This window comes from Anaerolineales bacterium (genome assembly GCA_015075625.1).
Taxonomy (GTDB): Bacteria; Chloroflexota; Anaerolineae; order Aggregatilineales; family UBA2796; genus UBA2796.
Genome location: JABTTZ010000001.1, coordinates 615,863 through 637,674, shown reverse-complemented (window position 1 = coordinate 637,674; position 21,812 = coordinate 615,863). Strand labels below are relative to the sequence as shown.

Here is a 21,812-nt window from a genome sequence, read left to right as displayed (position 1 = left end):
CCTGAAGGTACTACCGACTGTCTCTGGTGTCAAGCTAGGCTGGAAGGACGCGCCGTATATGCCGAAATATATCAGCCGCCCACCGCGTATTCAACCGGAACTTCCGGTTGGCGAGGTGCAAATTCCAAACCCACCGCAGCGTGAGCAAGGCGGACAAAACCTGCTCACCATGATTGTTCCAATGATTACCATCTTTGGGTATGTCATGGTTAGCGGTGGGCGCGGGGGCAGCAGTTTTCTCTTTGTGCTGCCTATGGTGTTGTCCGTTGGGGCAACAACAGGTCTCTCCCTTTATCAGTTTTTCCAAGCGCGAAAGCTCCAGGGGGTACGCGATGAAATTTATCGCCGCCGCCTGCTCGAACTGCGCAAACAAATGCAAGAAATGCATGATCGCCAACGTGCCTTCTATACGCATAACTATCTTGATACTGAAGCTGTCCTGCGTTTGGTGAATGGGGTTGACGGCAGCACTCCCGATACCCGTCTTTGGGAACGCCGCCCCTATGACAACGATTTTGGTCATGTCCGTGTTGGCATTGGTTCGATCCCTTCGACCTTTATCCTAAAACCGCCGCAAGCCGATAACGCCGACTCCCCGCTCGTCTTTGACGCGATTAAACTGGGCGAGGATTCGATGATTGTCCGCGATGTGCCGATTGCCATTCCCTTGCGCCCCCGCGTCGGGGAAACGCCCGAAGATGATGAGGCAATCCGCTTGGGCGAACGGCTGAAAGCACCGGGGCGTTATGCCTTCGGTATCGCTGGCGAGAAGGGGAAAACCTCCGATTTTGTCCGCGCCGTACTGACCCACTTCACCGCCTTCCACTCCCCCAATGATGCGCGGCTCTATCTGATTGGCTCTGAAGACCGTAAAACGGATTGGGATTGGGCGCGGTGGCTGCCCCACTGCAACACCAGCCGCGATGAAGCCGGACGTGGCGATTTGATGGCGTTTGAACAACGGAAGGCACGCCGTCTGTGGGCAGATCTGCAAGGCGAACTGGAACGACGCCAGCAGCGCCTCGGTGATGAAAATGCGGGCGATGTAACCCTTCCATTCATCCTTGTGATCGTAGACGCCTTGAACCCCGAAGCAAAAGATGCGCCGCTAAATGTGGTCAGCACCGAAGCCGCCGCCTCTATCCTCATGACACAGGGTCCGCAGTTGGGCGCGGCGATTGTTTTCATCGTCCCCTCGCGGGATCAGGTGCCGTCCGAATGCCGTTCGATTGTCGAAGTGAATGATGTTGAAGGGCGCTCCGTCTTCCGCTACGCAGAGGTTGGCTTGAACACCCTCCGCGCCGATGGCGACTCCGATCACATTGACGCCAAACGCGCCGAGAGCGATTACGCCCGTAAACTTGCGCCATTGGTCATTCGCACCACCTATGGCGCTGACCTTGCCAACGCCCTCTCCCTCTTGGAGTTGATGACGCTCTTTGAGAAAGAAAAAGCGCCAAACTCCACAACCATTTATGACGATGTGAACAAGTTCCCCATCCTTGAGTGGTGGCGGCGCAGTCGGGAGAGCGAAGCCTCCGAATGGATGGTCGCCCCCATTGGCTTGTTGGGCGGGAACAAAGTCCGCTCGTTGATCTTTGAGGCGCAAGCCGACGGGGTTCATGGGCTTGTCGCCGGGACGACTGGATCGGGGAAATCGGAAATGCTGCTGACGGTGATCGTCGGCTTGGCACTTCGCTATGACCCCAGTGTGATCAACTTCGTCCTCGCTGACTACAAAGGTGGCGCGGCGTTTGACCCCTTCCGTCCTCTACCGCACGCGGTGGACGTGGTGACCAGTCTGCAAGGCTCGTTAGGGGCGCGGACGTTCGTTGCTACCAAAGCTGAGATGAACCGCCGCAGCGCCATTCTTGCCGAAACAAAAGCAAAGCATATTGTCGAATACCGCAAGCGTAACCTCCATGTGAGCCGTGAGCCGTTCCCCTTCTTGTTCATCATCGTGGACGAATTTGCCGAGATGATCAAGGAAAACCCAGAGTTCAAGGGCAACCTCGACTCCATCACGCGCTTGGGACGCGCCCTCGGTGTCACGCTGATCCTAGCGACGCAGCGTCCGGCAGGTGTGATCACCGACCAGATGCGCTCGAACATCAAATGGCGGGTGTGCCTGCGTGTGGAGACGGCGGAAGACTCCCGCGAACTGCTCAAACGCAGTGACGCTGCCTTCCTTCCCAACAACATCCCTGGACGTGCCTACTTGCAGGTGGGCAATGACAATGTGGAGTTGATGCAGGTTGCCCGCGCCGGAGGACCTTACCTCGGACCGCAGGTAGACACCGAACCGCCGGTGATTTGGTTCAACCGCGAGAGCAGCCGCAAAGACAAGCAAGATCGCGGACCCTCGGTGGAAGCAAAAGCGCTCTCTGATGTGCTTGTCGAACTGATGCACCAGATCGCTGATGAAAACGATGACATTGTGCCACAGAAGAAACCGTGGCCCGATCCGCTTCCCACGCGGCTTTCGCTCACCCAAGAGCGGCTGCCTACCGATGTTGAGCCGAGTCTCTTCCTTCCGCTCAGCCCCGCTGTGATCGACTGGGTAGAAGGCGAAGGATCGTGGAACGGCGTGGACTGGGAAAAGCGGGCGATGCGGGCAACTGTCGGTATTGTCGATAACCCGGGCAACGCCGAACAATTCGCCCTCACGGTCGATTTAGCACGCGGTCACGCCATTATCTTTGGGGCGTCGGGATGGGGGAAAACTGTTTTCGTCCGCACCGTTGTAACGGCGCTGGCGGCGATCCAATCCCCCCGTGAACTCCACGTCTATATGCTTGACTTTGGCGGGAAGGGGTTGGACATTCTGACCGACCTTCCGCAAGTTGCCGCTTGTATTCAACCTTCGGAAGATGATCGCGTCATGGGCTTCATCCGCCGCATGACGGACGAGCTTGAACAGCGCAAGGCAATCCTTGCCCAAGCCCGCACCGACAATATCTATATCTACAACGTCCAGCATCCCGAAAAGCCGATTCCTTCCATCTTGGCGATCATCGATAACTTCGCTGAGTTCAAGGAAAGTTTTGAGCCGAATATCCAAGACCTAATCGCTATCACCCGTGATGGACGGTCAGCAGGTATTCACTTCATCCTGACGGCACAGACAATTGCCACCGTGCCAAGCAAGCTCTATAACAACCTGACCGAACGCTATACGCTGAAACTTGCCGATGGCGATTACGCCTCTGTGGTCGGGCGCTCCCAAATCCCGCTCTCCGATATTGCCGGACGCGGCTTTGTTAACCACGAAAACCAAGCGCTGGAAATGCAAATTGCCATGCCAGTGATTGCCACCCGTGAAGAACTTGAACAAGGCATTGACGACGGCAAGAAACTTTCCAAACTGATGATGACGATGGACGCCGCCTGGGGCAACAACCCACGCCCGCTTGCCATCGACCTTTCAACAGCGCTCTCGCTGACGGAACTGCTTGGCTTCCAAGATAACACCGTTTATGATGATGTGGCGAAATTCCCGATCATGGATTGGTGGCGGGCAAGCCGTAAGCCGGAAAGCTCGGCATGGATGCGTGCGCCGCTTGGTCTGGTGACGGGCAACAAAGTCCGCACGCTGATCTTCTCTGCCGACGCCGATGGCTCACACGGGATGGTGGCAGGGACCACCGGTTCGGGGAAATCCGAACTTCTGTTAACCCTTGTGGCGGGCATGGCGCTTCGCTATGACCCCTCGGTGGTCAACTTCATCCTTGCCGACTACAAAGGTGGTACGGCGTTTGACCCCTTCAAAGGGTTGCCGCACGCCGTAGACATCATCACGAACTTGCAAGGGACGGCAGGTGCGCGTACCTTCACGGCAATGCGGGCGGAGATGAACCGCCGTTCGGTCATGTTGGCAGGGGCGGGCTGCAAGCACATTGTGGAATTCCGTAAAAAGAACTTCCACGTCACTCGTGAGCCGTTCCCCTTCCTCTTTGTGATTGTGGACGAATTCGCTGAAATGGTGAAAGAAAACCCCGAATTCGTCGCCAGTTTGGACTCAATTACCCGCTTGGGTCGGGCGTTGGGCATGACCCTGATTTTGGCGACGCAGCGCCCCGCTGGTGTGGTGAACGACCAAATGCGGGCGAACATCAAGTGGCGTGTCTGCCTCCGCGTGGAGACGGGCGAGGACTCCCGTGAGTTGCTCAAGCGTCCCGACGCCGCCTTCCTTCCCAACAGCATCCCCGGACGCGCCTACTTGCAGGTGGGAAACGACAACATCGAGTTGATGCAGGTTGCCCGCGCTGGTGGACCTTACTTGGGACCACTCCCTCAGTTCATGCGTGAGACAGTGGGCGAAGAAGGAGAAACCTCTACAAAGACCCGTTCGGCGGAAAACGCCCCGGCGCTCTCAGACTTGCTGACGCTGATGATGAAGCGCTTGCAAGAAGAACACAGCGACGAAGTGCCGAAGCAGATCAAACCCTACCCTGATCCGCTGCCAGCACGCTTTGCCCTGAACGATCCTGAAATCCCGCACCAAAGCATGGATAACCCCCTATTGCCGCTCGTCCCCTCCCTCAACGATTGGTGGGAAGGGCGCGGTGAATGGAAGGGGATCAATTGGCTGGACGATGCCATGCGCTGTCGGGTTGGTCTGGTTGACCACCCCATGCAGGCACGGCAGCTGCCCTTGCTCTTTGACTTCCAACGCGGACACGCCGCCATCTTCGGCGCGTCTGGGTGGGGCAAGACGATCCTCATGCGGAGCATCGTCACCGCCCTGTGCGCTACGCACAGCCCACAAGAACTGAACGTCTACATGATGGACTTTGGCGGCAAGGGCTTGGATGTCCTCACTGATCTGCCCCATGTTGCCTCGTCCGTCGCCCCTAGCGAAGATGATCGCGTCACCGCCCTGCTGCGTCGTCTGAACGACGAAATGGACGTGCGCAAGACGATCCTCTCCCAAGCGCGTGCAGATAACATCTACCGCTACAACTCGCAGAACCCCGACAAAGCGATTCCCTCCATCTTGGTGGTGATCGATAACTTTGCCGAGTTCAAAGAGAACTATGAACCGCTGATGGCGGACTTAACCTCCATCATCCGTGACGCCCGTTCAAATGGTATTCACTTCATCATCACCGGACAGCAGGCAGGGGTGATCCCGAACAAGCTGTTCAACCAACTGACGGAGCGGATGACCTTCAAACTGGCAGATGTGGGCGAATATGGCATGGTCGTTGGGCGGGCGGCAATGCAGCTTCCCGACCTTCCCGGACGTGGCTATGTGGCGCTGGAAAACACGCCGCTGGAAATGCACGTTGCCTTGCCAATGATCGTCACCACCGAAGAATCCCAAGCGGGTCTGGACGATACGAAGAAGCTGAGCAAGCTCATTTTGAAAATGCGCGATGCGTGGGGTAGCAAACCTCGTCCGCTGAGCATCGATCTGGTCAAGGCGCTCTCGCTCTCGGAATTGTTCGCCCTGCTCTATAACACAACGTTCGATACCGTCGATAAATTCCCCATCGAAGATTGGTGGCGCGAAAGCACCATCCCCAAAAATGCTGATTGGATGGTCGCCCCCATTGGGCTGGTGACGGGCAACAAAGTTCGCAGCCTGAAGTTTGAGGCGAACGCCGACGGCTCACACGGGATGGTGGCAGGGACTACCGGTTCGGGGAAATCTGAACTTCTGTTAACGCTGGTGGCGGGCATGGCAATGCGTTATGACCCCTCAGTAGTGAACTTCATCCTTGCCGACTACAAAGGTGGTACGGCGTTTGACCCCTTCAAGAAACTGCCCCACGCCGTAGACATCATCACGAACTTGCAAGGGACGGCCGGGGCGCGTACCTTCACCGCAATGCGGGCGGAAATGAACCGCCGTTCGGTCATGTTGGCGGAAAAGCGCACCAAGCACATTGTCGAATACCGCTCAAAGGGCTTTGACAAGACGCACAAGCCCTACCCCTTCCTCTTTGTGATTGTGGACGAATTTGCCGAAATGGTGAAGGAAAACCCAGAGTTCAAGGCAAGCCTCGACTCCATCACGCGGTTGGGACGTGCGCTGGGACTCTCGTTGATCTTGGCGACGCAGCGCCCGGCGGGTGTCGTCACCGACCAAATGCGCTCCAACATGAAGTGGCGCATCTGCCTCCGCGTGGAATCTGGCGAGGACTCGCGGGAGTTGTTGAAACGCCCCGACGCCGCCTCGCTGCCAAACAGCATCCCCGGACGTGGGTTTGTCCAAGTGGGCAACGACAACATCGAATTGATGCAAGTTGCCCGTGCTGGAGGTCCCTACCGAGGTCCGCTGCCAGAGTATCTGAAAGACCCACAATACGAGGAAGACTTCGCCGCCAGCGGTGGCGATCTGCCGCTCTCTGACGTGCTGACGCTGATGATGCATCACATGCAGCAGGAGAGTCCCGAAGAATTCCAAAAACAGCCAAAGCCCTACCCCGATCCACTGCCGGAAATTCTGACGGTGACACAAGACCGCTTGGTGAAAGACTTTGCCAAGAACAAACTGCTGCCGTTGCTCCCACAGGTGATCGAATGGAACGAGGGCGGGAATGGCTGGCATGGCATCAACTGGGAAACCGAGGCGATGCGCATCAACATCGGCTTGGTCGATAACCCAATTTCTGCCGAACAAGTTCACCTGCACTTGAATCTTACACGCGGTCATGCCGTGATCTTCGGCACGTCTGGTTACGGGAAAACAACCTTCCTCCGTTCGCTGATCACCGGCTTATGCGCAACGCACAGCCCGGCAGAACTGCAAGTCTACATGTTCGACTTTGGCGGACGTGGCTTGGATATTCTGACCGAACTGCCCCACGTAGGCGCCTCGATCCAACCCGCCCAAGATGAGCGCGTCATGCGGATGATGCGTAAAATCGCCAACGAGTTGGACTACCGCAAGCAGGTGCTAAGTGAGGCGAAGGCGGAAAATCTCTACGCTTACAACGCCCAGAACCCCGACAAAGCAATTCCCGCGATGTTGATCGTCTGCGATAACTTTGCCGAGTTCAAGGAAAGCTATGAGCCGCAGATGGTCGAACTGATCAGCATGATGCGCGATGCTCGTGCCAACGGTCTCCATCTGGTGATCACGGCGGAACAGACAAACTCTGTCCCCGGCAAAATCTATAGCCTGCTGACGGAACGCATGTCCCTGAAGTTGAGTGATTTTGGCGAGTACAGCAGCATCGTCGGACGCCCGATTGGAGATTTGCCCCCAGTGGCGGGGCGCGGCTTTATCGCCGTGGATCGTTCGCCGCTGGAAATGCAAGTCGCTATGATCGTCAAAGCGACGGCAGAAGAACGTGCCGAAGGCTTAGACGACAACAAGAAACTCTCAGCGCTCATCGCCAAACTGAAAGCGGCGTGGGGCGACCAACCCTTGCCAAGCAAGATCGACGTGCTGCGGACGGTCATTCCGCTGCGCAGTGTCCTTCCGGCGAAGCGCCCAGCGCGTGTCGCCGCCCATCTGGGCTTGATGGACTCCGATCTCAGCACCTTGACCGTCGATCTCGCCGCACGCGGACCGCACTTTGTCACGCTTGGAGCGCCGCTGTCGGGGAAAACAACCTTCTTGCGGACGTGGGCGCTCTCCATGGCGACCATGTACACCCCGCAAGAGGTCATGATCATTCTTGTCGATTTCTCTCAACGCCTGTTCCGTTATGGTGGGCGCAAGACGATGGCGGATATTCCCCATGTCTTAGAGTGTGTGGCAACCCAAGAAGCGATGGAGCGCGTCGTTAAGTACCTCCAAACAGAGTACATGACCGAGGATCGGGACTACAAGACCCACCCGCGCCCCGAAATCTACATGATCATCGATAACTACGATGAGTTCACCAATGTCTTTGGCTCAGGGATCACCTCCCGCAGCACGTTCTATAAAGACATGTCGGACATCACCCGCAAATATGGCACGGATGGCTTCCATGTCGTCCTTTCGGCATCCTCAGGAATCATGCGCCAACTGGATGATTTCATTCGGCAGGCCCTCGCTCCACGCCTCGGTGTGGGCTTGGACTCTGGTGAATCGGCAGGGCAGCTTGGCGGGCGCGTGCGCGGCGGTGGGCAAGAGGAATTCCCCCCCGGACGTGGTTTCCTCGTCCGTTCAGGGAAGGCAAGCCTGCTCCAGATTGCCACCCCCCAAGAATCAACCATGACGATGGAAGATGCGCTCGATAGTTGGGTGCAGCAAAGCATCGAACGTGCTGGCGGCACAAAAGCCGCCTGGTACATCCACAGCCGTCCCGATTTAATGGCTGCCTATGAAGAACAACTGGCAATGATGGCGAGTGGCGCTCAACCGATGATGCCCGGCGGAATGATCTCGCCCAGTATGCGTATCGTCACGCCCTCCGCCGGCAGCGACCCCGCTGAGGTTGCGAAGCTGAAGGCGGAACAAGAGGCGCTGAAGGCAGAGCAGACGGTTGATCCCTTCGCTGCCATTGAAGGCGACGACTCGAATCTTGATAAATACAAGCTCTCTGAGGAAGAACTCAAAGCGCAAGAGGAAGCGATCCTTGCCGAACTGAAAGCAAAACAGGAAGGCGAGGCAACAGGCAACGGCAGTGCCAGCACAAACGGCGATGCCGAAACGCCCCAAAAGGGCACCAGAAAGTCCAAAGCGCCAGAGGCGGGCGATAAATAAGCTGTCTCGCTGGTTTGGGCGGGTCACCAAGTGACCCGCCCTTTTTTGTCCAGTGGTTGACCACAACCATTTTGAAAGAATCCCCATGGGTGGGGCTAAAAACCCTTGCCTGAAGGGGATGATCTCATTGGTTTTTGCTGTAAATGGTGCAGTTGGGGAACATGGCGGCAAAGCCATACCAGCGCTGAAAGAGTTGCAGCGGGCGCTCCACGCGAACGCCCTTCCCTGTCTTGTCTCGGACTCGCCCCTCTGCCACGATTACCCCATTGTCTAAGTGAAGCTGCTCCCCAATCCACTTGAACGAGGTTGCTTCAGTAAAAAAGGCGTCGGGAATCCCTGTTTCCAAATCAAAGTAGACAAGCAGTGAGCGCCCCTCAATCGTATCGATCACGGCGTTATCGGCGGCGTTGATCGTCAGAATCGAATAATACCGCGCCACCCGCTGCGGCGTCTCCAGCCACACCCCCAAGCCCATATCATAACGAGGGAGGCGGTTGTCCTCATGAACAAGCGTATTGGTGAGGCGTGGTGACCACGTGGGCTGTGCCGCCGTGCGAAATTCCTCCGATTCGGCCATTGTTGCGCGGTGTTCGTCGGTGAGAGGCGCACGAGCAATGACAATGGTGGGAAATTCTTGCAGCGCGTCACGGGCGATCAGGTGGCGCAGCACGCCCATGAAGGGAAGCTGTTTTCCCAATGAGGGACCGTACATCGCCCGCCCATGAATATGATCCCAATACGACCCCGTTTCCTTATCTCGAATAATCGCCATCGCATTGTAAATGCCGCCGAGGGCAAAGTGAAATAGCTCCTCTCCAATTCGGCTGGAAAAACACGCACCTGCATTGCAGATCGGGCAAAAGGTGACGATCCAAGGGTCTTTGGGGTGATCGAATTGGGCGACATCGAACATGATCAGTTCACGGGTGAGGAACGCATAGGGCTGACCGTCAATGGTGATCACTTGGAGGGAGGTTTCGGGAAGGATTTCTCCCTGTGAGACCAGTGGTTCAAGGAACATCGTCTGCTGAATATGAAACAACGGCAAAGGAGGTTCTGGACGCAGGATGGCGCGGGATGGATCAAAGGCAGTTGTGGATGCGGCAAAGGTGGTCATAACTCTACCTACACAGAACTCACACTATGATAAATATGGCACAGGATAGATGGCAGCAGCACAAACGTTTATTACGGGCTGCGTCGTAAACAATTGGTGAGGGTTAACGCACCCGCACCGAATAGCCTCACAAAAAACGCTAAGTCCTTACTACAGGTATATTCCTTAATTTTAGTAGGAATTTACGCTCTTGCCTGCACCTCTGTAGAGGCGCACTATAGCGCGTCTGGGGCTCGCCGCTAAAGCAATGAATCAAGGCGCCTGTTTTGGCTCACAACGTTCTGAGCCGTTCATTTCCCGTTCCTCCTTCCCCGCGTTTGCCACAGATACAAAACACGCATAGTAGCAATAAACACGGTGAAGGCTAACCCAAACACACTTCCAAACGTCCATACTCCACCAATAGCACCGACGAAGCGAAAGAGGACGACAAGGTAGACTAAATCGCCAATCAAATAGCCTTCAAGGACATAGCGAAGGGCGCGATCATTCTGGGCAAAGAGCGCCCGCGCCAAGATGTAGGTGATTACGATGAGGAGCGTGGCAAACCATTGAAACGCCTCCACGAGGGGCGGAGTGACCACCGCCACACCGAATTGTTCCAAGATCGCCGCCCCGCCGAACATAAACGCGAGGATCGAAGCGAGGTTGACGAGAAGTTCCACATAAAACACGCGCCGCAGATTTTTGGGAGTCACCACAAGGCAGCATCCTTTACCTGACTATAGCAAAACAACCCTGATCCCTATTGTAGCGAGAGGGTCGTTAAGCGGAGATGAAGGATGTCGTCAGAATGCGAAAAAGGGGCGAGGTGGGGTGTTGGCAACGGCGCGGGCGCACCTGTGTGGTCGCTTGCCGCTAAAGCAGCGGGCTAAACATGACCACCCCTACGGGACTTAAAAGGCAAAAGACGCTGTTCGTCTCTCCCCCTCTCTGTAGGGGTGTGTGGTCGCCTGCCGCTTATTTCCGTAAATAGTGGGCGAGTGCCTCCAACAGGAGCGCTTTGCTGATCGGCTTTTGCAGGTAGCCATCACAGCCCGCTGCCAAAATCCGTTCGCGGTCACCTTTCATGGCGGCGGCGGTCAGCGCCACAATCGGGATGTGCGCGCTTTCCGAGGCGCGAAGGGCAGCAGTGGCTTGAATCCCGTCCATCCCTCCCATATTGATATCCATGAGGATCACATCGGGCTTTTCGCGCAGCGCCATCTCCACACCGCGTTGTCCATCTTCCGCTTCCAGCATCTCGTAGCCAGCCGCCGTCAGAATCTTCCGCACAAGGCGGCGGTTTTGGAAGTTATCTTCGACATAGAGAATTCGTTTAGGCATGTTCACCCGCCTCCCGATGATGGGCAATCATCTCTGTGATTTGCGTCGGAAACAGCCGTGTATTGATTGGTTTGGCAATAAAATTATGGCAGCCAAAAGCAGCCGCCATCTTCCGCGAACGGGGACTGTCATCGGCGCTGAAGGCGATGATTGGGGCGACGTTCCCGCGTAGATTGGCGGCAACCACTTTTCCATCAAGGTCGGGGAGGTGAATGTCCAGCAAGATCAGATCAAAGGCATACTCTTGTGCCAGCCCCAAGCCAGTCATCCCATTAGGGGCATAATGGACTGTCATATCGGCTGTCTCCAGCACTTTCTGTACCATGCGGGCAGTCTGAGCGTTATCTTCGATAAGTAGGATGGTGTACATTGCAGCTAATCCCTATCCCAAACCCAATGTGGACGATAGGTGCCAAGACCTTAACTCATTTGCGAATCATTTGGATAGTGTTAATCATTGGTATGTTATCGATACTTAGTATATAGGAAGACTCAGGCAATTCGATTCGACATCTTGTCACAATACTGTCACAGATGTGATTAGTTTTTCTGAGTTGACTACACATAACCGCTCACTTTACAATAATAAGGGATACTCTGTGATCAACAGCACCTATATGGGGGATAGATCGCTATGACCGACTCCACGCCCTTGAATTCTTCTGACCCCATGATCGGCAAAACCATAGGAAATTATAGTATTAGCGGCATTCTGGGCAGGGGTGGGATGGCGACGGTGTACAAAGCGTGGCAGATAAACATGAGTCGGGAAGTTGCTCTCAAAATGATTAACCCCAATAATATAGGTAATTCGCAGTTTATCACGCGGTTTGAACGTGAAATTAGAACTATCGCCGGTTTGGATCATCCCCATATTCTGCCCGTCTTTGATTCAGGAACGTATGAGAACACGATCTACCTGACCATGCGTTTGGTGGGGGGGGGATCGCTGGCTGATTTGGTGCAAGAGCGCCAAAAGCAAACTAAACAACTTTCAAGCGAGGAAATCCTTGCTTATGTCGAACAGATCAGTGAAGCCCTCGATCATGCTCATCAAAAAGGGATTGTTCACCGCGATTTAAAACCAGCCAATATTATGTTGGACAAGGAAGGAAACGCTTATTTAACCGATTTCGGGATAGCAAAAATGGTTGAAAGCAATACCCAACTGACTCAGACCTCCATGATAATTGGAACGCCCTCCTACATGCCCCCAGAACAATGGGAGGGTAAGGAGTTAGACGCCCGTACCGATGTCTATGCGTTAGGGGTGATGACCTATGAGTTGTTAGCGGGAAGGGTTCCTTTCAACGGAACAACCTCCGCCGCCATGATGACGATGCACATTCTAAATCCACCCCCATCGATCCAAGAGCATCGCAAGGATTTACTGCCTGCCATTAATGACGTATTGCAAAAGGCGCTGGCTAAGGATAAACAAGATCGCTATCCATCGGCGGGGGCATTTTTCCAAGCGCTTAAAAAGGCGTTAAACGGTGACAAGAGCATTGGCGGGGATCACTCCCCTGCCCGCTCTATGCCCATTGTATTCATCGCTGGTATTGCCTTAATCGTCGCCCTGCTGCTCATCATCATTATGCTTACCAGAGGGCAGGCAAACACCCCCAGCGCTGCCCTGATCCTTGACCAGACCTCAACCCAAATTGCCCTGATCCTCAGCGCAACGGCAACCTTCACCCCTACCTTCACCGAAACACCGACGTATACCCCCACCCTTCCTAGCGCCACGCCGACCCCAACGGATACGGCGACCTTCACCCCCACCTTCACCGCGACGCCCACCCACACGGCAACCTTTACGCCAACGCCGACCTTCACCGATACCGCCACCTTTACGCCAACACCCACCGCTACCCCAACGGCGACGGATACCCCGCTGCCCACCGCGACACCAACCTTCACCTACACCCCAACGGATATACCCACCGCCACCCCGACCCCAACGGCAACGCTGCTCCCCGCCGGAACATCGGTGGCGTTTCTTACCGAAAGAAAGGTAATCAAGGGGCTGCCCGTTGTCTATGTTCCGGCAGGGCGTTTCCTGATGGGCGATCCGGCGGGGAAAACGCTCTCCGTGACGATTGACACGCCGTTTTGGATTGGCGAGTATGAGGTCAGCGTGGGCGATTACGCGCAGTGTGTCCAAGCGACGAAATATCCATGCGAGGTTCCTTCGGGGAGTGAATCCAGCCCAGAGACGATGCCGCAAACCGGTATCTCACAGCGGAATGCCCTCCATTATTGCCAATTCGTTGGGGGACGACTTCCCTTAGAAAAAGAATGGGAATATGCCGCACGGGGGGTTGATGGACGGCTTTACCCTTGGGGCAACAACACGCCAACGACTGAACACGCTGTGTACGATGAGGATTCCCTCACCGGTAGCCCTTTGCCCGCCCAGACAAATTACCCAGAGGGCGCATCATGGGTGGGGGCGCAGCATATGGCGGGGAATGTTGCCGAATGGACGAACAGCCCGTACCGCGATCCGTTCACTGCTGCTGATCTAGATCGCACTGCCACCGCCAATGATGATGTCGTGATTCGCGGTGGGGCATATGATGACGATGCGCTGAGGATCACCAGCACCTCACGCGGCAGTGTAGGGAATGCCACCAGCACCTATCCCTATGTTGGCTTCCGCTGCATTTTTCCGCCAAACTAGGGGGCGCAGCACAGTGGTTTCTAGAAGAACCCCTATCCGCCCCGGTTACTGCGCAGCAGTCGCCATTCCCCGCTTGCAGGGAATGGGAGTAGGACGCGGACGCCCTTGGGGGCGTCTCTACGGGGGTGCGGGTGGGAGGCGGGTTAGAATGTCAACTAAGTGCAAAAAACTTTTGGAGTGAAGAAAGCAGAAACCCCTGGGCAGCGATGTTTTTTAAGCCCCGAAGGGGTGGTTACTTCTAGCCCGCTGCTTTAGCGGCGGGCGCTCACGGGCGGCGCTGGGCGCAAGGACTTGCGCCCCTACAGGGATTACACCCTCAACACACCCTACTTCAGCGTCAAGGAGCGAAAGTGAATCCGTGATTTGGCGTCCATCAAACGGGGGCGACCTTGCCCCTCAATGACCACCGGATAGAGCGCCAGCGTGCGCACCGCCCCCTCATAGACATAAACTTCCACCATGTAGGAAAACTTGTAATCGAAGGTTTGGTCGAAGAACAGGTTGCCCAACCCGTAATGGACAAAGGATTCCCCGCCCCGCGCATTCGGTAAAAAGCGGGCAAACTGCGTCAGATGCGCCTGCGTCCCGATGATCACATCAGCGCCCCAATCGGCGTAATCCTGCGCCTTTGCCTCTTGGCGGCGGGTGGGGATTTGCGTCTCCGATTCGATCCACTGGATGGAGATGATCACCACATCATTCTCGCGCTGAAGGCGGGGGAGCGCTTCCCGCAGCCAGCCATCGTCACAAGTTGCCGCGCCCGGTTCAAGCTCGGTTGCCATTGCCCAACGCGGACCGACATCGTTGCAAGAGACCCACGCCACGCGCCCCCCCCCACCGGTGATGAGGAAGGGCTGCCGCGCCTCGCCACCATTGCGCCCGCCGCCAACGGTCTTGATCCCCGCCCCCGCGTACATCTCTAAGGTGCTGAGGTAAGACGGCTGCTGGTAATCCATGTTATGGTTGCCGGAAAGCTCCACAACGTCAACGCCAAGCTCCGTCAGAATCGGAAAATGATCGACATTCGAACAGAACTCTCCAAAGGGCATCCCACCCCTGAAGCGTGGGCAGCCCTCATGAAATGAAACCTCATTGCTGACGTGAAAAATATCGGCGCGGCGGGTGATCCCGCGCAGTCCGCCTTGCGCCCATTCGACCCCCTCGCGCTCAATGACTTGGCGCGTCTCGCGGGTGATCGCCGTGACACCGGAAATCAGGATCGTCGTCAGGTGTTCGCGGGGGAAGGGGGCAAAAGCAAAGGGGTAGTCCGCCAGCGTACCATCGATCAAGCCATAGACGGGGTTCACCTCGTCCACCATGAGCAAGCGCAGGCGAGGCGTCAGCCGCGTGAGGGGGAGCAGCGTCCAGACACGCGGCTGACGTTCCAATTCCCGCACGAGTATTTCATCAGGATAGATGGGCGTTTGCGGGTGAAGCATCACCCCCCGCGCTTGGAGTGCCGCCGCCGTTGTCTGATCGAGTGCCAAATAGGGAGCGAGATCGCCGCGCCGCGCCGCCCGTAACGATTCCATCGGGAGCGGGTCGAGGATGCTCTTGTAGGCGATCACCGGAAGGAAAATTGCCTCTCCCGCATCCTCGCCAGCACCAAGGTTGGGGCGGGCAAGCGGTAAGGCGACAAGGGGTGTTGGTGTCACTGTTGGGAGTGTTGGCAGCCCCACTGTAGGGGTTTCTTTCACCTCTGCGGTGGGCAGCCAGGGTTGGGCATAAAAAAGCAAGTATTCCATCATATGGGATGCCCAGTACTTCCGCTCGTGTTTGCCCTCTGCGTACACCTGATAAATGTGGGGCAGTTTGCGCTGTTCCATCAGCCGGTTCATCTCAATGATGTTCGGGGCGGCGTAATCCTCCCGCCCATGATCCATCCAGATACGCAGCGTCTCCAGATTGGGGAGGGTGTTCACCAAGACAAGCGGATTCGCCCCTTGCCAGTGGCTAGGATGGAAAAACGGGCTGTGTCCGCCCAAGGAAACGAACAGATCGGGGTGCAGAAAGGCAATGTTAAACGCCCAAAAACCACCTCGTGAAATCCCCCCAATGGCGCGTGATTCACGGCGTGGATCGGCGCGAAAATTCCCCTCCACATTGGGCATCAGTTCGCTGAGAAAGACGGTGCTCCACGAAACGCGATTGAACTGGTTGTTGTTGGCGATCCAATCGCCAAAGGGCAAGACGACCAACATCGGCGGGAGAATCCCTGTTTTAATACCCCGATCAAGGGCATCAACCACCCCTAACCCTACCCAATAGCGCGTATCCACCGCATCTGAGCCATGCATCAGGTAAACCGTCGGGTAGCGCTGCGAATCGGCATTGTAACAGGGTGGGAGGTAGAGCGCATAGGTCATGGTCTGTCCAAGAATGGCGCTGCGGTAGGTGCGATCTACCAGCATTCCAGTAGGCTCAGCGCACCCTTCACCCTGTGCGGTCAGAGGTTGGTGAGGGATGAAGTTGAGAAAGGCTACCAAAACTAGGGCAAAACCAGCGGCAAAGGCATTGCGGAGTCGATGCATCACGGGCGGGTCATCCGATGAAATAACCTCACGATTGGGGGGATTATAGCGCGGGAGAAAATGCGCAGTTGCACTGTATAGATTTTGGATTACACTGATCGGCGTGTATTTTGCAACAAGGAGTGCATCTCTATGCGTAAGTCATTTCGGGTTTTGACCCTCGCTGTGTTGTTCCTCAGCTTGGCGCTCACGGCGTGCGGCGGCGGCGGCGGCGGCGGCGGCGGCACCCCCGCTGATGGGGCAAAGGGTTTCTTTGAAGCCGTCTTCAAGAACGATTCGGCTGCTGCTAAGGGTTACATTTGTAAGGCGTTGGAAGCTCAGGCTGACCAGATGGTTTCCTCCTTCGCAGCAATTGCTGGCGGTGGGGCAAGCGGCGTGACCGTTGACTCCTCGGGTTTGAGCTTCACCGTCGAGAACGAGAGCGGCGATAAAGCCACTGTCAAGTTCTCCGGTAAGTTGAAGGTAACTGTAGGGGGTGTCTCCCAAGATGTCGATATGGGCGCGGCTGGCGCTGCCCCCATTCCGATGCTCAAGGAAGACGGCAAGTGGAAGGTGTGCAGCTAACCCTGCCCACAGGCTGATGCCTCACCACCGTTCATGGTTGATGAGGTTCCTTTAGGATAACGGCGCGGGCGATGGGTTGACCACCGCCCGCGTTCGTTTCCTTCCACAGAAGTTTTGGCGAGAGGGCGTGTTTTGGATTACACTGAAACACACTAGCGTCTTTTCCTGATGAGGAGTGGAACGGTGAGGAGTGCAAAAACGGGTATGCGTAAATCATTCCGAATCATGGCTCTTACGGTCATTTTTCTCAGTCTGACCTTAACCGCCTGCGGTGGTGGCTCACCAACAGACGCGGCACGAGGATTCTTTGAAAACGCGGTGAGAAAAGATAAAAAAGCGCTCGATTATTTGTGCAAATCCGTTCTTCCCGCCGGAGAAGGTATGGCGTCTGGCGTCAGCGCCATCATCGGGGGGACGGCGGAGTCGTCGTTTGATTTTGGGAATATCACCTTTACCCTCACCAGCGAAAGCGCTCAGGCTGCCGAGGTAAAACTAGGTGGCAAGCTGAAGGTAACGGTTGGTGATCAAAGCCGCGAGGTCGATTTAGGCATCACCCCGCTTGGGGCAGCCCCGATTAAACTGATCAAAGAAGATGGGGCGTGGAAGGTGTGCAGCTAGGGGTATAACACCCCTCCCCCACACCTTGTAGGGGCGCCCTAGAGGGCGTCCGCGCCATCCCACCGCTCAAGGAGTGGCAAGATCAGCCGCCTGTCAGCGCCCGTTCCAACGCCGCCGCTTCGGTGGCGGGACGTTTGCAGACAAAACTCCGGCAAACATACGCGGCGGGCTGCCCCTTGACGAGCGTCCGCCCCCGCAGCAAGGGCGGGATCGCCGTTTCGTCAGGCTCAGCCGGGGCATAGGCCAGCACAAGGAAGGGGCGGTAGCCGCTGAGGACAACCCCGCGCAAAGGGGGCGATTCCCCGATCAATGCGACCTCATCAATGCCATGCACGAGGAGGACGGCAGCGTTGAGCGCCTCACCAAAGGCAGCCGGATACTCGCTCAGCGCGTTCGCCACCGGATTCAAGACGGCGAGAGCGGCTTTTTCATAGCGCCCCTCCCCCGTGTAGGCGCTCAGTTTCAGCAAGACATGCGCCATCAGATTGCTGCCCGATGGGGTTGCGTTGTCTTGCATGTTGCGCGGACGGGCGATCAGTTTTTCGTGATCGTCACTGGTATCAAAAAAGCCGCCATCCGCCGCCGCGAAATGGCTGAGGACAATGCCCGCCAACTGTTCCGCCTCGGCAAAGTAGCGGGGGGCAAAGGTCGTTTGGTAAAGTTCGAGCAAGCCATCGATCAAGGCGGCGTAGTCTTCAAGATAGCCGTTGAACTGGGTTTTTCCATCCTTGTGGCTGCGCAGAAGGCGTCCTTCGGGTGTGCGCATCGTCCGCAACAGAAATTCCGCATTGCGCACCGCCGCCGCCTGATAATCCTCACGTCCCAACCGACGAGCAGCTTCGGCAAGGCTTGCCAACATCAGCCCATTCCACGCTGTCAGAATTTTCTCATCGCGCCCGGGCGGGATGCGGTGCGTCCGGTGGGCATAGAGCCGATCTTTGGCGCTGGCGATCAGCGCCATGAGCGCTTCTAGGGAGAGATCGAGGTTTGCTGCCACCTGCGCCGGTTCAAAGGGTACATTCAGGATCGTCTGCCCCTCAAAATTTCCCGACGCGGTGACGCCCCAATAGGCAATGGCGGCACGGGCTTCCTCGGCGGGCAGCACCTCGCGCAGTTCCGCCGCCGACCAGACGAAAAACTTCCCTTCTTCTCCCTCACTGTCAGCATCGGTGGTGCTGTAAAAGCCCCCCTCAGGGGCGGTCATCTCGCGCAGGATGTAATCGTATATCTCGGTGGCAATGCCCTTGAAGAAGGGATCGCCGGTCAGCGCCCACGCATGGAGGTACACGCGGCTCAGCTGCGCGTTATCGTAGAACATCTTCTCAAAGTGGGGGACAAGCCAACGTTCATCAACGCTGTAGCGGTGAAAGCCCCCGCCAATCTGATCATACATGCCGCCCCGCGCCATTTTCTGAAGGGTAAAGCGCACGGCATCCACCGCCGCTGTCTCGCCCGTGCGGGCAAAATGGCGCAGAAGGTATTCCAAATTCATGGGGTTGGGGAACTTCGGGCGCCCTTTCGACAGCCCCCCGTGAATGCCATCGAACCCGCTGAGCAGCTTTCGGGCAGCGGCGTCTAGGCGTTTCGCGGTGATCGTCTCGCCCCGCCCTTCCGCGCCGATTCCTAACCCCTCGCGCTGCAAGCCTTCGGCAACTTCCGCGGCAATTGCCTCCGCTTGGGCGCGGCGGTTGCGGTAGGCATCGATCACACCAGCAAGGATGCGCCGAAACGAAGGCATCCCATAGCGATCTTCGCTAGGGTAATACGTTCCGGCATGGAAAGGGCGACCATCGGGCAAGAGAAAGACCGTCATGGGCCAGCCACCATGCCCCTGGGTGAAGATAAGTGTCGCTTGCATGTAAATGTCGTCTATGTCGGGGCGCTCCTCTCGATCCACCTTCACGCAGAGGAAATCCCGATTCATGATTGCTGCCGTGTCGGGGTCTTCAAAGCTCTCGTGCGCCATGACATGACACCAATGACAGGCGCTGTAGCCGATGCTGAGCAACATTGGCTTGTCGTCTCGGCGAGCGGCAGCAAACGCTTCCTCGCCCCAGGGATACCAGTCCACCGGATTTTCGGCGTGCTGCAACAAGTAGGGCGAGGTCGAATCTTTCAAGCGGTTCATAATCTATCCTAGCTTTGCCTTAATGCCCCAAGACGGGGTGCGGCGCATAGGGCGATTCCAGAGCGGCGATGTCCTCCGCCTCTAGGGTGATTGTCAAGGCGCTGACCGCCTCGCTCAGTTGGTAGGGCTTGCTGACGCCGATGATGGGGGCGCTGATGTGACCCTTTTGGAGCATCCAGGCAAGGGCAATCTGGGCGGGTTTCACCCCGTACTTTTGGGCAACCACGCCAACCTGATTGGCAACGGCAAAATCCGCCTCTTGATAGTAGAGTTGGTGGGCAAAATTATCCGTCCGCGAACGGAGTGTCTCGCCATCTTGTTTCCCCTTCGGGCGATTTCCCGCCAAAAATCCCCGCGCCAGCGGCGACCAAGGAATCAAGCCGACGCCTGTCGCTTGGCAGTAGGGAATCATCTCCCGTTCTTCCTCGCGGTAGACAAGGTTGTAGTGATTTTGCATGGCGACGAAGCGCGTCCACCCGTGTCGTTCGGCGGTGTGTTGCATGGTGATGAACTGCCAGGCATACATGCTGGACGCGCCGATATAGAGTGCCTTGCCCGCCCGCACAATATCGTGAAGCGCCTGCAGCGTCTCCTCAATGGGCGTCTCTGGATCAAAGCGGTGGATTTGGTAGAGATCAATGTACTCTGTGCCAAGCCGCCGCAAGGAATCATCGATGCTCTGCATAATATGCTTGCGGGAAAGCCCTCGGTTGTTGGGCTGGCTGCCCATCGCCCCGTTTACTTTTGTGGCGATAATGATCTCCTCGCGACGGGCGAAATCACGCAGCGCCCGTCCGGTAATTTCCTCACTGACGCCGATAGAGTAAACATCCGCCGTATCGAAAAAATTAATCCCTGCCTCCAATGCAGCTTTGATCAGCGGGCGGGATTCGCCTTCATCAAGCATCCACTCGCGCCACTGTTTGCTGCCATAGGTCATCATGCCCAAGCACAGCCGGCTCACTTTGAGACCGGTATTTCCTAAACGGACGTATTGCATCGTCGTTCTCTTTCATGCTTACCTTAACTGACCTTACACACTTGCCCGCACCCCCTAGCCCCCTCTCCCCATGTAGGGGGAATCCAACTTTTGAGGGGGAAGCCCCCTCAAACTGCCCTTTAGCTAAAAGAGAGGGTAAAAAACTGTGTAGGGTGAGTTATACCCTTTAACCCATCTTAGAAGATACACCTGCGTGCTAGACACTGCCAATTCATCAGCGGGGAAGCCCCCCGCCCTGGCGTTTCCCCTTTACGGCGCGGGCGAGCCAATCGATAATGTTCCAGAGGATCAAGACGGTATACGCAAACGGCGCGAAACACCCCAGATAAAAGCACCCCGCCCGCCGCCGTTTCGTGATCATCAGGAGATTACGCCTAACCCATGACCTACTTTCGCTATCATTCATCCATTGTGGCACAGAATCCAACGCTTGTCGGTGGTCTGATCATCGTTAAGGGGGCGAACAACCAGCAGACGCCACCCGAATTCAACACGTATTACGCGGCTGAGCAAGCAACAGTACGGACGCGGATTGGCACAACGCCGCTCAGCGAGTTACCCACCCTTGCCGCGTGGCGGGCAGCCTTTCGGCGTTTTGGCGCAGACCCCACCCGCTACCGCTGCGCCGCCGAATCGCTGCTGCGCCGCCTGACAAAGCAGGGCGATATACCATCTCTCTCCCTCTTGGTCGATATAGGCAACCTGATCAGCATCCGTTACGCCCTTCCGGTGGCGGTCATGGCGACGGAGCGTGTCACCCTGCCGATCACCGTGAAGCACGCTGTTGGTACAGAGCGTTATACCCCGCTTGGCGAGGCAAGCCTTGAACACCCGGAGGTGGGTGAGGTAATTTTCACTGATGAGACGGAATGCGTCCTTGCGCGGCGGTGGTGCTGGCGGCAAGGCGAGGAAAGCGCCGCCCGCCCCGAAACGACGCACCTTGTGATCGCAGTAGAGGCACACCACGCCGAAGGGCGACGCGATTGTGCAGCGGCGGTGGCGGATATGGCTGCCCTGATCGAACGCTATGCGGGCGGGCGCGTGCAGGCGGCGATCTTAGATGCCGCCGGACAAGAGGTCTGAGCAGCCTCGGCGCGAAATCGGCGGGTTGAGATCAGCCGCCACGACGGGACTTGAAGGCAAAGGGCGACTTTCCGCACTCGGTCTTAACCCCCAATGGGGGGATTATGCCTCG

Annotated in this window: 13 protein-coding genes; 5 read left to right on the top strand and 8 right to left on the bottom strand. The window is 56.7% G+C overall.

The features are described 5' to 3' along the window. The first annotated feature begins 58 nt into the window (after positions 1–58). Entirely contained in the window at positions 59–8,647 is an 8,589-nt protein-coding gene (locus HS103_02705; protein MBE7511713.1) for a hypothetical protein, read from the top strand. 124 nt (positions 8,648–8,771) lie between these two features. On the opposite strand, the gene HS103_02700 is transcribed toward HS103_02705, so the two are convergent. From HS103_02700 to HS103_02685, 4 genes are all read right to left on the bottom strand, one after another. Then, positions 8,772–9,764 carry a DUF3179 domain-containing protein gene (locus HS103_02700; GenBank protein MBE7511712.1) on the bottom strand — a complete coding sequence of 331 codons (993 nt, stop codon included), beginning with the start codon at positions 9,762–9,764 and terminating at the stop codon, positions 8,772–8,774. 290 nt (positions 9,765–10,054) lie between these two features. Further along, positions 10,055–10,462: a hypothetical protein gene (locus tag HS103_02695; GenBank protein ID MBE7511711.1), complete on the bottom strand. Its 408-nt coding sequence runs from the start codon at positions 10,460–10,462 to the stop codon at positions 10,055–10,057. Between the two features lie 262 nt (positions 10,463–10,724). Then, a complete protein-coding gene (locus HS103_02690) occupies positions 10,725–11,090 on the bottom strand; it encodes a response regulator (GenBank protein ID MBE7511710.1) in 366 nt (121 codons plus the stop codon). Then, a complete protein-coding gene (locus HS103_02685; protein MBE7511709.1) occupies positions 11,083–11,460 on the bottom strand; it encodes a response regulator in 378 nt (125 codons plus the stop codon). The genes HS103_02690 and HS103_02685 overlap by 8 nt, the downstream gene beginning before the upstream one ends. 264 nt (positions 11,461–11,724) lie before the next feature. Here HS103_02685 and HS103_02680 point away from each other — a divergent pair, with 264 nt between their 5' ends. Further along, positions 11,725–13,776: an SUMF1/EgtB/PvdO family nonheme iron enzyme gene (locus HS103_02680; GenBank protein ID MBE7511708.1), complete on the top strand. Its 2,052-nt coding sequence runs from the start codon at positions 11,725–11,727 to the stop codon at positions 13,774–13,776. A 326-nt stretch (positions 13,777–14,102) separates the two neighbouring features. Here HS103_02680 and HS103_02675 read toward each other — a convergent pair whose 3' ends face one another. Further along, complete coding sequence (locus HS103_02675) at positions 14,103–16,307, bottom strand: CapA family protein (protein MBE7511707.1); 2,205 nt, start codon at positions 16,305–16,307, stop codon at positions 14,103–14,105. Positions 16,308–16,439: 132 nt separating this feature from the next. Between HS103_02675 and HS103_02670 the strand changes: the two genes are divergently transcribed. Together HS103_02670 and HS103_02665 are read left to right on the top strand one after the other, a co-directional pair. After that, positions 16,440–16,871, top strand: coding sequence for a hypothetical protein (locus HS103_02670; protein MBE7511706.1), 432 nt, complete (start codon positions 16,440–16,442; stop codon positions 16,869–16,871). Positions 16,872–17,075: 204 nt separating this feature from the next. Further along, positions 17,076–17,489, top strand: a complete 414-nt coding sequence (locus HS103_02665) for a hypothetical protein (GenBank protein ID MBE7511705.1) — start codon at positions 17,076–17,078, stop codon at positions 17,487–17,489. Between the two features lie 82 nt (positions 17,490–17,571). On the opposite strand, the gene HS103_02660 is transcribed toward HS103_02665, so the two are convergent. The 3 genes from HS103_02660 to HS103_02650 all read right to left on the bottom strand — a co-directional run bounded on the left by HS103_02660 (position 17,572) and on the right by HS103_02650 (position 20,978). Next, positions 17,572–19,617, bottom strand: coding sequence for a thioredoxin domain-containing protein (locus HS103_02660; GenBank protein MBE7511704.1), 2,046 nt, complete (start codon positions 19,615–19,617; stop codon positions 17,572–17,574). Positions 19,618–19,636: 19 nt separating this feature from the next. Next, positions 19,637–20,617 (bottom strand): aldo/keto reductase, encoded by a 981-nt coding sequence (locus HS103_02655; GenBank protein ID MBE7511703.1) that lies wholly within the window; start codon positions 20,615–20,617, stop codon positions 19,637–19,639. A gap of 214 nt (positions 20,618–20,831) precedes the next feature. Next, positions 20,832–20,978 (bottom strand): hypothetical protein, encoded by a 147-nt coding sequence (locus HS103_02650; GenBank protein MBE7511702.1) that lies wholly within the window; start codon positions 20,976–20,978, stop codon positions 20,832–20,834. Positions 20,979–20,998: 20 nt separating this feature from the next. Between HS103_02650 and HS103_02645 the strand changes: the two genes are divergently transcribed. Next, entirely contained in the window at positions 20,999–21,700 is a 702-nt protein-coding gene (locus HS103_02645) for a hypothetical protein (GenBank protein ID MBE7511701.1), read from the top strand. Positions 21,701–21,812: the final 112 nt, after the last annotated feature.